Source organism: Alphaproteobacteria bacterium US3C007, from assembly GCA_034423775.1.
Classification (GTDB): domain Bacteria; phylum Pseudomonadota; class Alphaproteobacteria; order Rhodobacterales; family Rhodobacteraceae; genus Thalassovivens; species Thalassovivens spotae.
In genome coordinates, this window is record CP139918.1 from 1,750,349 (window position 1) to 1,763,566 (window position 13,218).

The following is a 13,218-nucleotide window of genomic DNA, read 5'->3' on the forward strand; positions in this document are numbered from 1 at the left end:
TTTGCAACAGAGCCCATTTGCACGCTGTTTTTTGTGCAGTCGTTTTAAAATTGGCGGATAAGTCATCTGGTAAAGCGGTTGGATGGCGAAGAAACGCAAATGCGGGGATGTAAACGAGGGGGCTTTGCTTTGAATTATCTGGCGTTACTTGGCACCAAAGGTGGCCCTGCAATCCGCCCCGGCTCTACAATGCCCACCGCGCATCTTTTGCACTTAGAGGGCTGCCCGATTGTCATAGATTGCGGTTTGGGCGTGGCTCGGGGCTTGATTGATCAAGGCTTGGCGTTGAAAGATATTCGTCATATTTTTATCACGCATTTGCATTCGGATCATTATTTAGAACTGGGCCCTTTGTTGCACACGGCTTGGACCGCCGGGCTCACTAAGATTGTGCAGATATACGGACCTGCCGGGCTTGATGCCTATTGGGCAGGGTTTCTGACCTCGATGCAGGCGGATATCGATCTGCGTATCGCGGATGAAGGGCGCCCGGATTTGCGCCGGCTGGTGCGTTTTCATGTGATCGATACACCAGATGTGGTGCAACTGGGCGATATTCAGGTTTCGGCCTTGCGCAATATCCACCCGCCATTGGTGGACACGTTTGCCTTATCGTTTAAAACGGCGCGTTCGCATGTCGTGTTTAGCGGCGATACGGCGTATTTTCCGGATCTGGCCGGGTTCGCGCAAGGGGCTGATCTTTTGGTGCATGAGGCAATGCTGGAAGCAGCGATTGAGGCGTTGCTGACCCGGGTTGGCAATGGTGATGAACGCTTGCGGGCGCATTTTTATGCTGCGCATAGCACGGCGGCAGAGGCTGCAAAGATTGCGGTGGCTGCCAACGTAAAAGCCTTGGCGTTGAACCACCTTATCCCGTCGGATGATCCAGATTTTGGCGAAGCTGAGTGGCTGGCCGCCATTCGCCCGATATGGGATGGTCCGTTTTATCTGGGTCATGATGGGCTGCGGATCGCGTTTTAAACACTTGCTCGCGTGTCTTTCGACTTATGTTTTAGACGGAGTTTATCGCGTATTACCAGCGGTTTTATATTATGCGCCGCCACAGTCTTTCAGTGTGTTTTAGGGTTGAGTTTAGGTTTGTTCGTCTGACATCCTAATAAGGGAATAAGTTTACAAACATAAAATTTTAGCAAGATCTCTCTCAGTGGGCTAAGGTTTAATCACCGGGTCCAACATTTGTAAGCCTTTTGGGAAATTTATAATTCGGCTTAAAATCTACAAAAACACCACCGGCAAGCGGAGCTGGATCAAGCCGCTGCGCTATGATCTCAGGTGACTGAGAGCGCTGCGTTAAAATAGCGGATCTTTCTTTTCGCAAGCCGGGCCTTTACCCGCCATAGGGCAGGCTGGAAGAACCGGCAGATATGGGGGTTTTAGGCGTGGTCATGCAAAAATATATGGTGATAGAGCGGTTTAAAGCGGGGTGTTGGGACGCAGCCCATGAAAGGTTTCAAAGGCAGGGCTGATCGCTCCCAAATGGGCTTTATTATTTGAATTCTTGGCCAAATAAAGATTTGTTGATCTGCTATTAGTTGATGGAGACGCAGAGCCCTGTTTTGTAGGATCTTTGGTTTGAACGCTGGAACGATTTTGTTGAGTTCGACGTGGTGCCAATCGACGCATAAAATCTGTTCGCCTGCGTCTTAAAAGGTTAACGATCTACCCAAAGGCCCTTGTGAAAATAGCGCCGGTTTGCAGCCAGCTAAGTTAATTGAGCTCATCTGCTAGAATAATCGGAAAAAACACCCCATCGGAATAAATGCCATACCAAGTTTGGCCCTGATGCTCGGCTTGTTCGCCCCGCTCGACCAAGCGGTAAAAGCTTTTGCGATCGATCAAAGCCTCTAGCCCGGCTCGGATATGAATATAGGGCGCGGGCTCGCCAGTTTCTGGGTGCTTTTCAACGCGAATGGGGTTTTCCCGCCCGGCTTGCGAAAAATCACCAACATGCGTTTCAAAGCACAAAACGGGCCTATCTGGGGTGCCGATATTTTCAAAATCGACAGCCACAAAGGGGGCGTCATCGACGGTGATTCCCACTTTCTCAACCGGGGTAACCAAGACGTAGCTATCTCCGTCCTTGCGCAGGATGGATGAAAATAGCCGCACCAGCTCGAAGCGGCCGATGGGCGTGCCCTGATAAAACCAGGTGCCGTCGCGGGCGATGCGCATATCCAGATCCCCGCAAAATGGCGGATTCCACAAGTGGACAGGCGGCAATTTGCGCCCGTCGCTGGCGGCTCTTGCAGCCTGCGCCAGCCCTTCAGCACTGGGCGATGGTATTTTTTCTGCACTCATTGGTTTTGCCATTTTGTTTTGTCGCAATACACTCAATAACACCTATATATTTGTCAAAGGGGAAAAAGCCATGTCTTCGTCACAGGATATTGCGGATCAGATAGAAGATCTAACGGCAGATTTGGCCCGGATGAAGGCCGAAATTGCTAAGAAATTCATCGGTCAGAAATCGGTTATAGATCTAAGCCTGACCGCGCTGTTATCGGGGGGGCATGGATTGTTGGTTGGGGTGCCTGGGCTGGGAAAAACCCTGCTCGTGAACACGTTAGGGCACGTGCTGGGGCTGCACACCCAACGCGTGCAATTTACACCTGATCTGATGCCGGCTGATATTTTAGGGTCTGAAATATTGGAAACGAAGCCCGATGGGGCGCGGCAATTTAAGTTTATTGAGGGGCCGATTTTCAGCCAGCTTTTAATGGCAGATGAGATCAATCGCGCCAGCCCGCGCACGCAATCTGCCTTGCTGCAAGCGATGCAAGAAGGGCAAGTGTCGATCGCCGGGCAAACGCGCCCGCTGCCGCAGCCATTTCACGTTTTGGCCACTCAAAACCCAATTGAACAAGAAGGAACTTATCCGTTGCCAGAGGCGCAGCTGGACCGGTTTTTGCTACAAATCACTTTGGATTATCCAGATCGCGAGACCGAGCGCGAGATTTTGCTTGAAACCACCGGTGTGGGGCAGGTGCGGGTTGAGCAGGTGTTTGATCCGGCACGGTTGATGGCGGCGCAAAGGGTGGTTCGGCAAATGCCAATAGGAAACAGCGTGGTTAACTTTATCCTTGATTTGGTGCGCGCCTGTCGCCCCGAGGATGCGTCGGCGTCAAAAGAGCTATGCGATACGGTTGCGTGGGGCCCGGGGCCGCGCGCGGCGCAATCTTTAATGCTTTCTGCGCGCGCCTGGGCGCTTTTGAACGGCCGCTTATCGCCCTCGGTGCAGGATGTTCTGGCATTGGCTGTTCCCGTTTTGGCGCATCGCATGGCGTTGCGCTATTCGGCGCAGGCCAATGGGGTGGATTTGTCGGATCTTATTCGCCGTATTGCAGATCAGCTTGACCACGCGCGCGCTGCGGCATGAGTTTAGCAGCCTCTCTTCATGGCAATGCGGGGCAATTGGCGGACCCATTAGGGGCGTTGCTTTTGGCCGCAGACCGCTTGGCGCAAAACGCGCTGATGGGCGGGCATGGCCGCCGCCGGTCGGGTGTCGGTGAGGATTTCTGGCAATATCGGCCCTATCAACCGCAGCAGGATACGCTGCGGGCAATTGATCACCGCCGCTCGGGCAAAAGTGACGGGTATTTTGTGCGCCAGCAAGAATGGAGAACCGCGCAATCGCTTCAGATCTGGGTGGATAGCGCCCGCTCGATGCAATTTTCATCTCAAACGACCCCCTCAAAATTTCAGCAGGCGGGGGTTTTGGCTTTGGCGCTGGCGATTGCAGCTGAGAAAGCCGGTGAAAAAGTGGGTTTGGCGACCACAGGTTTGCCCCCAGCGCGTGGCCGTAAACAGATTTTCAGATTGGCGGATGCGTTTTTAAAACCTGGCCTTGAAGAATATACCACAGCTCTGGAACCGGTTTTCCTACCGAATGCCCGCGCGCTGTTCATCTCAGATTTTCTGGGAGATTTGGATCCGTTAAAACTGGCGTTGAGCAAAGCCGTTGATGCCGGAATTAATGGCGTGATATTGCAGGTTTTAGACCCCGCAGAGGTTGAGTTTCCTTATCGCGGGCGGGCTGTTTTTCAAAGCCCGCTTAAACGCCTGCAGCATGACAGTTTACAGGCGGCAGATTTGCGCGCGCAATATTTACAGCGCTTGGCGGCGCGGCGCGATGGATTGGCAAATTTAGCAAAAGACGCAGGCTGGCAGTTGATCGACTATGTCAGCAATGCAAACCCAATATCGGCCCTTTTACAATTGCATAAAGCGCTTGGCCAAGAGGGGCGCCGCGGCTGATGCTGGGCTGGAGCGCCATCGCGTTCAACGCCCCCTGGGTGCTTTGGGGGCTGCTGCTTCTGCCGCTTCTTTGGATCTTGTTGCGGGCTCTGCCGCCCGCACCTGTGCAAAGGCTGTTTCCGGCGGTGGGTTTGTTGCTGGGGTTGGAAGATGAAACCCAAACCAGCGCGCATGCGCCTTGGTGGCTGCTTGTTTTGCGCAGCCTGGCAATTGCGGCGGTTTTGATTGGGTTTGCAGGTCCGATTCTCAACCCGCAAACGCAGCTTGATCGCGGCCCAGACCTTTTGATCGTGGTGGATGGCGCATGGGCCGCAGCACCTGAGTTCCAGTTTCAACGGGATATGTTAAAGGCCGATTTGCGCAAAGCTGCGCGGGCGGGGCAACGGGTTGGCGTGATTCTGGCAACCGCTCCAAACCCGATTGCATTTCAAAGCGCGCAAGCGGTGGTGCAAGAAATCGAAACGCTACAGCCGCGCCCCTATGCCCCGCGATGGACGCAGGTGAACGCGCAGCTAGAGGCGTTAAGAGGCCTAAAATTTGACACGCTTTGGCTCTCGGATGGTTTAGATTATGACGGCGCTCGTCAAGATATCCTGCAGCGGTTGCGCGCGGCAGGCAGGGTGCGTTTGATCTCTGCACAGACTGAAATTTTGACGCTGGGCGAGTTGCAATACGCGGCAGGGCAGGTGTCTCTAAGCCTGCGCCGCAGCGCGCATGGATCAAATCGCTCGGTACGTATTTTGGGAATTGGCCGCGATCCTGCAGGAACAAGAACGGTTTTGCTGCGCGAAACACTTAATCTGATCGCTGGCGAAACAGATCAGGAGGTAAAGTTTAAAGCGCCAGCAGAAGTTTTATCACGGCTTGAAAGGTTTGAGATTGAGGGGCAAGATCATGCGGCGGCGCTTTATTTGTTGGGCAATCAAATTAAGCGCGCCGAAGTGGCCTTATTTGGCGGGCCGGCAAGCGCCGAAAGCTTGGACCTTTTAGATCCGCTGCATTTTGTTCAAAAGGCGTTGGCGCCAAAAGTGGCCTTCATCACTGGGGCGTTAGAGCAGGTTTTGCTGGCCAATCCTGATCTTATCATTTGGGCCGATATGCTGCCTTTGGCCGATCCTGAACCGCTGCTGGATTGGGTGAAAGCTGGGGGGACATTGGTGCGGTTTGCGGGCCCAAGATTGGCGGCTGCAAATCCAGCGGCCTTGCGCGAAGATCCTTTGCTGCCAGTCGTGTTGCGGCAAGGCGGGCGTCGGCTTGGCGGCGCAATGAGTTGGGAACAACCTAAAGCAATTGAGCCCTTTGCGCTTGATGGCCCGTTTTCCGGCTTGACCCTGCCCCCTGATATTCGTGTGAGGGCCCAGGTTTTGGCGCAACCCAGCCCAGATTTGGCCGCGCGTGTTCTCGCCCGGTTGCAAGACGGAACGCCACTGATCACCCGCAAAGAAGCTGGTTCGGGGCAGATCGTGTTCTGGCATATCACCGCCAATACAGACTGGAGCAACTTACCCTTAAGTGGTTTATTCTTGGATATGCTTAACCGGCTGAACGCGGCGCGGGGCTGGCAGGATGAGGTGCCGTTGGCGGCTGGGACGGTGTGGAGTCCAGTTCAGGTTCTGGATGGCTTTGGTGAAATAATGGATGCGGATTACCTGCCAGGAATTGAGGCCGAGCAGTTACAGCAGCGGCGCTTTGGAGCGCTTAGCCCGCCAGGCTTGTATGAATTTAAGGGGCAGCTGGCGTCTCACAATCTTGAGCCAAAATCTGCAGATTTGGCGCCCATGATCTGGCCGGACTGGGTACAAAAACTAGATGTCACGCAACAGACACGCGAGCTCAGCGGGTGGTTTTTAAGCTTGGCTCTTATTGCTCTGGCGGTGGATGTTTTGGCCAGTTTGGCGCTGAGTGGCCGCACCATAATCGCGGGGGCGATTTTGGCCACCGCCACTTTGGCTCATAATCCAACCACCGTTCATGCCCAAAACAGGCTGCCAAGTGATGTCACAGCGGCCAGCTCAACGGTGACGTTGGGGCATGTCATAACAGGGGATTCAAAGCTGGATCTTTTGGCTTTTCAAGCCCTGGATGGGCTATCGCGCCGCATGGGAGAGCGCACATCGGTTGAGCCAGGGCAACCGCGGGGCGTGAATTTGGACGAGGATGAACTGGCGCTTTTCCCGATTTTATACTGGTTGATCAGTCCCGATCAGCCAGCGCTGAGCGCTAAAGCGGCTGATAAATTGAACGGATTTATGCAAACGGGCGGTGTGCTGTTTATCGATACGCGCGATGCCGATCTTGGCCAGATCACAAGCCAAAGCCGCGAAAACCAAGTGTTGCGGCGCCTCGCGCGCATCTTGGATGTGCCTGCGCTTGAGCCGGTGCCAGAGGGGCATGTGCTGACGCGCAGTTTTTATCTATTGCAGGATTTTCCCGGCCGGTTTCGAAATGGCCCGCTTTGGGTGGCACAAAGCATGGCGAGTGACGCTGGTGAAAGCGGCTTGCCCTTTCAAGTGCGCAATGACGGGGTGACCCCGATATTGATTGGCAGCAATGATTGGGCCGCGGCCTGGGCGGTCGATAGGCAGGGGCGCGCCCTATACCCCGTGGGCCGCGGATATATCGGGGAAAGACAGCGCGAAATCGCGTTTCGCTTTGGCATTAATCTGCTGATGCATGTGTTGACCGGAAATTACAAATCCGACCAGGTGCATGTTCCTGCATTGCTTGAGCGGCTTGGGCAATGAGCTATAGCGTTTTCCTTGATCCTTTATTGCCACTGCCGGTTTGGATTGGCCTGTTGGTGATCTGCGCGCTGGCGGCTGGGCTTGGTTTGCTGCGGGGATTGCGGGGCTGGGCGTGGCGTATGGCTGCGTTTTTGCTTTTGCTCGGGGCTTTGCTAAACCCGCAATTGCTCCGCGAGGAACGAATTCTGAAACCCGATATTGTGCTGCTTTTAAAGGATCAAACGGCTTCGAACCGTTTGGCTGGCCGCATTGCGCGCTTAGAGGCGGCCGAAACGGTTTTAGAGCAGACGCTTCAACGCCAATTCGGCGCTGAGGTGCGTAAAATTTCTATAGAGGATCGCAAAGAAGAGGGCACTGCGCTGTTTGCTGCGTTGCGCGAAGCCTTGGCGCAAGAACCCGCGGGCCAAATCGCTGCGGTGATCGCCTTGTCTGATGGGCAAGTGCATGATCGCCCGCTGCCCGGATTTTCCTTCCCAGCGCCTTTTCACTTGCTGCTCACGGGCGAAAAGGATGAGTTTGACCGCAAGTTAGAGATTAAAAATGCTCCGGCATTTGCGATTTTGGGTGAGCCGGTCACGGTGACGTTGAAAATTGAAGAGAGCGGGGCTGTAACCCGGGCCGATCCGCGCGCAGATGTTTTCATTTCGGTGGATGGTGCGCCGCCAACGCAGTTTAACCTGCCGGTCGGAACCGAAGTTGATGTGGAATTATCGGCCCTGCATGGCGGTGAAAATATTTTTGAATTTCGCGTAGAGCCCTTGGCGGGGGAAGTCAGTGAAAGCAACAATGCAGCGATGCTGTCCGTGAACGGCGTGCGCGAGCGATTGCGGGTTTTGCTGGTCTCGGGCGAGCCGCATCCGGGCACGCGCACATGGCGCAACCTATTGAAATCGGACAGCTCAGTGGATTTGGTACATTTTACAATTCTGCGCCCGCCGGAAAAACAAGATGGTGTACCGGTTGATGAATTATCCTTAATCGCCTTTCCAACCCGCCAGCTCTTCTTGGAAAAAATTGATGATTTTGATTTGATTATTTTTGATCGTTACAAGCGGCGCGGTATCCTGCCACCGGCCTATTTGCAAAACATTGTGCGCTATGTCGGCGATGGCGGCGCTGTTTTGGTGGCGGCCGGGCCTGAATATGCCTCGGCCAATTCGTTGTTTCGATCTCCCCTGCAGCCGATTCTTCCGGGGGCACCCACCGCGCAGGTAATTGAAAACGGGTTTTTGCCGGCTTTAACCGAATTTGGGCAGCGCCACCCGGTGACCGCGCAATTACCAGAGACTGGCGATTGGGGGCGTTGGATGCGCCAGATTGAATTGCTGCCGCTCGAAGGCGATGTGATTTTAAAGGGCGTCCAAGACCTGCCACTTTTGACATTAAACCGGTTTAAAGCCGGGCGCGTGGCCTTATTGGCCTCTGATCACGCCTGGCTGTGGGATCGTAATTTCGAAGGGGGAGGGCCGCAACAAGAATTGCTGCGCCGCTTGGCGCATTGGCTGATGAGTGAGCCAGAATTGGAAGAGGAGGCGCTGCGTGCAGAGCAAATGGAGGAGGGTGTTTTGATCACCCGACGCAGTTTAAACGCCGTAGTAGATCCGGTTGAGGTTGTTGCGCCGTCTGGAATTTCGCAAAAACTTCTCTTAGAAGAACGCGCGCCGGGTCAGTTTCAAGGCCTTTATAAAAATACCCAAACAGGGCTTTTTAAGATGTCGGATGGAGCGCTCACGCGCGCTTTTGCGATTGGCAGTGCCACCCCAAAAGAGTTTGAAAACCCGCTCAGCACCGCCAGCCTGATGATGCCAATCATACAAGAAAGTTCGGGGGGCGTCTTTTGGCTGCAGGAGGGTCTGCCGCGCGTAAGAGCCGTGAATATAGGGCGCGCTGCGGCTGGGCGCGGGTGGCTTGGGATTACGCCCCGACAGGCTTACGAAAATGTTCAATTGAGTCAGTTTTCGTTGGTTCCGGGCTGGCTGGCGGCGTTTTTGGTATCTTTAATTGGGGTGCTGGCCTGGCTGCGCGAGGGCAGAAAACGCGTATAGCCCTTTTATGGTGTCTCTGCGTTTACCACTGACCTGTTGCATGCCGCAGCAAGCACCGGATCTCAATGTTATTCTGGTGCTGGTATCTTTACGCAGCCTCGTAAACCATCAGCAGAAGCCCTGCGGGGGAAGAACGGATTATGCTTTCTTTTTAAGCAAACATATTGCAAATAGTCAAAATTGGTTATAAAAGCTTACCAATAAGGAGAGTTTAATGCAGATGCCCCGGCCAAATCCCGATGTTTTGACGCGCAAAGCTGAATTGGTGCGCCGGTTGCATGCTCTATTGCCAAGCGATTCTGTGATCTCGGATCCTGTGGAAACCAAAGCCTATGAATGCGATGGGTTATCGGCCTATCGGTGCCCCCCTATGGCTGCGGTCTTGCCCCGCAGCACGCAAGAAGTCGCTGCCGTTTTAAAGCTATGTCACGAGATGAATGTGCCCGTTGTGCCGCGCGGGGCGGGAACGTCATTGGCCGGCGGGGCCTTGCCGACCGCAGACAGTCTTATTTTGGGCGTGGCGCGGATGAATGACGTGCTTGAAACCGATTATGAAAACCGCGTTATCAAGGTTCAAACGGGGCGCACCAACCTCAGCGTGACCGGCGCGGTTGAGGCGCAAGGTTTCTTTTATGCCCCGGACCCTTCCAGCCAGTTGGCCTGCGCGATTGCCGGTAATATTGCGATGAATTCTGGCGGCGCGCATTGTCTGAAATATGGCGTCACATCGAATAACTTGTTGGGGGTGAAAATGGTCACCATGCAAGGCGATATTGTTGACATCGGTGGAGCGCATCTTGATGCGGCCGGTTTGGATCTTTTAGGGGTGATTTGTGGTTCGGAAGGGCAATTGGGCGTGGTGACGGAAGCAACGTTGCGGATTTTGCACAAGCCAGAAGGAGCGCTACCGGTCTTGATGGGCTTTGACAGTAATGAAGTGGCCGGAGCCTGCGTGTCGGATATTATTCAGGCGGGGGTTTTGCCCGTAGCGATCGAATTTATGGATCGCCCCTGCATCGAAGCGACCGATGCGTTTTCCGGCGCCGGCTATCCTGATTGCGAAGCGCTTTTGATCGTTGAGGTCGAAGGCAGCGCTTTGGAAATTGACGAGCAATTGGAAAAAATCACGGCGATTGCCAGCCGCCATAATCCGGTAGAATTGCGGCAGGCGCGGGATCAGGATGAGGCCGCACGCATCTGGTTGGGGCGTAAATCTGCCTTTGGCGCCATGGGGCAGATAAATGATTATATGTGCCTGGATGGCACAATTCCGGTGAGCGAATTGCCTTATGTTTTGCGCCGCATAAGCGAGTTAAGTCAACAATTTGGCCTGGCCGTTGGCAATGTTTTCCATGCGGGTGATGGCAATATGCACCCGCTGATCTTGTATGATGCCAATAAGCCGGGGGATCTGGAAACCTGCGAAGCCTTTGGCGCTGAGATATTAAAACTATGCGTCGAAGTTGGTGGCTGTTTGACCGGAGAACACGGGGTTGGTGTTGAAAAACGTGATTTGATGAATGTTCAATTTGGTCCAATGGACCTAGAGGCACAAATGTGGCTCAAGGATGTTTTTGACCCTAAATGGTTGCTCAATGCGGCTAAAGTTTTTCCGCTTGAAAGCGCGCAGGCGCATCGCGCGGCGCAGCTTGCTGCTGAATAATCCAACGTTGGAAGCATGATCATGACGCCGCAAACCACAGCTGATCTTTCAGATATTATGCGCGCTGCAGAGGCTCCTTTGCGGATCGTTGGCGGCGATAGCCGCGGCATTGCACCCGAAGCGGGGGCGACCCTTCAGACCACGGGTTTGGCGGGAATCAAAGCCTATCAGCCGGGCGCATTGACCATGGTCGCAGGGGCGGGCACCTCGCTGCAAGAGGTTGAAGATACGCTTGCTGCGCAGGGTCAACGATTGGCGTTTGAGCCGATGCGCTATCACAAAATACTGGGCGGCCAAAAGAGCTCTACCATCGGCGGGGTGTTCGCGGCCAATATTAGTGGGTCGCGGCGTATTCAGACGGGCGCGGCGCGGGATTTTTTGCTGGGCATCGAATGCGTAGACGGCCAGGGTCAGGTTATTCGCAATGGCGGTCGGGTGATGAAGAACGTCACCGGATATGATTTGGTGAAATTACTTTCTGGCAGCTGTGGCACTTTGGGCGTCCTGAGCGAGGTGGCCTTTAAAGTGCTGCCCGCCTCAGAAACCGAAATCACCTTTGTTTTGGAAGGGCTTGATAGTCAGCAGGCGGTCAAAGCGATGACTGGCGCTTTGGCCACCCCCTATGATGTGTCTGGCGCCGCATATGACATGATGGCTCAGAAAACATATATCCGCATTGAAGGTTTTTTGAAGTCGGTTGGGTATCGGGCTGAAAAACTTTCTGAGGTTTTGGGCCGTTTTGGCGCCCAGATATCGCGCCTGCCAAAAGACGCCTCTGCTGATTTATGGCATTCTGTACGCAATCTTGAGGCGCTGGCCGATCTTCCAGGTGATATTTGGCGTATTTCTGTCAAGCCAAGTGATGCGCCTGCGGTATGTCAGGCGGCAGGCCTGCAGAAGGGCTTTTTGGATTGGTCAGGTGGATTGATCTGGGGGGTTTTAGAGGCCGGTGCCAATCCGCGCCCCGCTTTGCAGGGGTTTGGGGGTCACGCGACCTGCATCCGTGGCCAAAAGGGTGCGCTTCCCCGGTTTCAGCCAGAGGCGCCCCAGCTTGCCGTGCTGAGCCAAAAAATTCGTCAGAAATTTGATCCGCGCGGGATTTTAAACACCGGCTTGATGGACTGAGATATGCAAACTTTTTTCAACGAAGACCAGTTGCTAGAACCCGATTTTAAACGCTCAAATGAGGTTTTACGGGCCTGTGTTCATTGCGGGTTTTGCACTGCTACATGCCCGACCTATCAAGTCTTGGGCGATGAATTAGACAGTCCGCGCGGGCGCATTTATCTGATCAAGGACATGCTTGAAAACAACCGTGTGCCGGATCAAAAAACCGTAAAACATATCGACCGCTGCCTGTCATGCCTGGCTTGTATGAGCACATGCCCCTCCGGGGTGCATTATATGCATCTGGTTGATCATGCGCGCGCCTATATCGAAGATAAGTATAAACGCCCGCTTTTTGAGCGCTTGTTGCGCTGGGCTCTGGTGAAAATTTTACCCTATCCAACGCGGTTTAGGCTTGCCCTTTTGGGGGCGAAAATGGCGCGGCCTATTGCTCGTTTTTTGCCCGATCCACGGCTGCGTGCGATGATCGCGATGGCGCCAAAACAGGTCCCTCCTGTCAGCCGCAATGATGATCCGCAAAGCTTTGTGCCAAGCATCGCGCGCAAGAAACGCGTTGTCTTGATGACCGGCTGCGCACAACGCGCGCTGAATACGGATATAAATGATGCAACCATTCGTCTGCTTCAGAGGTTGGGCTGCGAAATTGTTATTCCGCAGGGGCAGGGGTGTTGCGGTGCCTTAACGCATCATCTTGGCAAAACCACCGAAAGCCATGCGGCAGCCGCGCAAAATATTCGGGCGTGGCAAAGCGAAATAGACCATGGCGATTTGGACGCGGTGGTGATCAATACAAGCGGGTGTGGCACCACGGTAAAAGATTATGGCCACATGTTCCGCGACAGTGATTTGGCGGAAGAAGCTGCGCAGATTTCAAAGCTGACGATGGATGTATCCGAGCTTTTGATGCAGCTCGACATGCCCGACCTAGAGCAAAAAAATATCAAGGTGGCCTATCACGCGGCCTGTTCGCTTCAGCATGGTCAGCAAATCAAAACATTCCCCAAAACGCTTTTACAAAAGGCTGGTTTTACGGTTTTGGAACCTGCAGATCCGCATTTATGCTGCGGATCAGCGGGCACCTATAATTTGATGCAACCAGAGATATCCAGCCAATTGAAAACGCGCAAAGTGGCAAATCTTGAAGCCTTGCAGCCGGATATCATCGCTGCGGGTAATATTGGCTGCATGATGCAAATTGGATCTGGAACCGCCGTGCCTGTTGTGCATAGCGTTGAGCTTTTGGATTGGGCGACCGGGGGGCCGCAACCGGCGGCGTTGCGGGCGGGCCATGCCTCGCATGGTGATGGAATTCCACGTCTGCGCTGAGCAATTTGTCCTTTCGGACGATCCGATGATCGTTTAG

9 protein-coding genes are annotated in these 13,218 nt (G+C 54.1%); 8 read left to right on the top strand and 1 reads right to left on the bottom strand.

From position 1 onward, the window contains the following. Positions 1–129 precede the first annotated feature (129 nt). Positions 130–981, top strand: a complete 852-nt coding sequence (locus tag UM181_08425; GenBank protein WQC64621.1) for an MBL fold metallo-hydrolase — start codon at positions 130–132, stop codon at positions 979–981. A 747-nt stretch (positions 982–1,728) separates the two neighbouring features. On the opposite strand, the gene UM181_08430 is transcribed toward UM181_08425, so the two are convergent. Next, entirely contained in the window at positions 1,729–2,319 is a 591-nt protein-coding gene (locus UM181_08430; protein WQC64622.1) for a DUF1285 domain-containing protein, read from the bottom strand. Positions 2,320–2,389: 70 nt separating this feature from the next. Here UM181_08430 and UM181_08435 point away from each other — a divergent pair, with 70 nt between their 5' ends. The 7 genes from UM181_08435 (at position 2,390) to glcF (ending at position 13,181) form a co-directional block, all read left to right on the top strand. Continuing rightward, positions 2,390–3,397, top strand: coding sequence for a MoxR family ATPase (locus UM181_08435; protein ID WQC64623.1), 1,008 nt, complete (start codon positions 2,390–2,392; stop codon positions 3,395–3,397). Continuing rightward, positions 3,394–4,275 (top strand): DUF58 domain-containing protein, encoded by an 882-nt coding sequence (locus UM181_08440; GenBank protein ID WQC64624.1) that lies wholly within the window; start codon positions 3,394–3,396, stop codon positions 4,273–4,275. Before UM181_08435 ends, UM181_08440 begins: the two co-directional genes overlap by 4 nt. Then, positions 4,275–7,019 (top strand): DUF4159 domain-containing protein, encoded by a 2,745-nt coding sequence (locus UM181_08445; GenBank protein WQC64625.1) that lies wholly within the window; start codon positions 4,275–4,277, stop codon positions 7,017–7,019. Before UM181_08440 ends, UM181_08445 begins: the two co-directional genes overlap by 1 nt. Continuing rightward, positions 7,016–9,064 carry a hypothetical protein gene (locus tag UM181_08450; GenBank protein WQC64626.1) on the top strand — a complete coding sequence of 683 codons (2,049 nt, stop codon included), beginning with the start codon at positions 7,016–7,018 and terminating at the stop codon, positions 9,062–9,064. The genes UM181_08445 and UM181_08450 overlap by 4 nt, the downstream gene beginning before the upstream one ends. A 214-nt stretch (positions 9,065–9,278) precedes the next feature. Next, entirely contained in the window at positions 9,279–10,727 is a 1,449-nt protein-coding gene (locus tag UM181_08455; protein ID WQC64627.1) for an FAD-linked oxidase C-terminal domain-containing protein, read from the top strand. Between the two features lie 21 nt (positions 10,728–10,748). Next, positions 10,749–11,852, top strand: a complete 1,104-nt coding sequence (locus tag UM181_08460; protein ID WQC64628.1) for an FAD-binding protein — start codon at positions 10,749–10,751, stop codon at positions 11,850–11,852. 3 nt (positions 11,853–11,855) lie between these two features. Next, positions 11,856–13,181 (top strand): glycolate oxidase subunit GlcF, encoded by a 1,326-nt coding sequence (glcF, locus tag UM181_08465; GenBank protein WQC64629.1) that lies wholly within the window; start codon positions 11,856–11,858, stop codon positions 13,179–13,181. Positions 13,182–13,218: the final 37 nt, after the last annotated feature.

Coding starts and splice junctions, on each gene's coding strand:
- UM181_08430 (WQC64622.1), bottom strand. CDS start 2,319: ATGAGTGCAGAAAAAATACCATCGCCCAGTGCTGAAGGGCTGGCGCAG.
- UM181_08450 (WQC64626.1), top strand. CDS start 7,016: ATGAGCTATAGCGTTTTCCTTGATCCTTTATTGCCACTGCCGGTTTGG.
- UM181_08440 (WQC64624.1), top strand. CDS start 3,394: ATGAGTTTAGCAGCCTCTCTTCATGGCAATGCGGGGCAATTGGCGGAC.
- UM181_08455 (WQC64627.1), top strand. CDS start 9,279: ATGCAGATGCCCCGGCCAAATCCCGATGTTTTGACGCGCAAAGCTGAA.
- glcF (WQC64629.1), top strand. CDS start 11,856: ATGCAAACTTTTTTCAACGAAGACCAGTTGCTAGAACCCGATTTTAAA.
- UM181_08435 (WQC64623.1), top strand. CDS start 2,390: ATGTCTTCGTCACAGGATATTGCGGATCAGATAGAAGATCTAACGGCA.
- UM181_08445 (WQC64625.1), top strand. CDS start 4,275: ATGCTGGGCTGGAGCGCCATCGCGTTCAACGCCCCCTGGGTGCTTTGG.
- UM181_08460 (WQC64628.1), top strand. CDS start 10,749: ATGACGCCGCAAACCACAGCTGATCTTTCAGATATTATGCGCGCTGCA.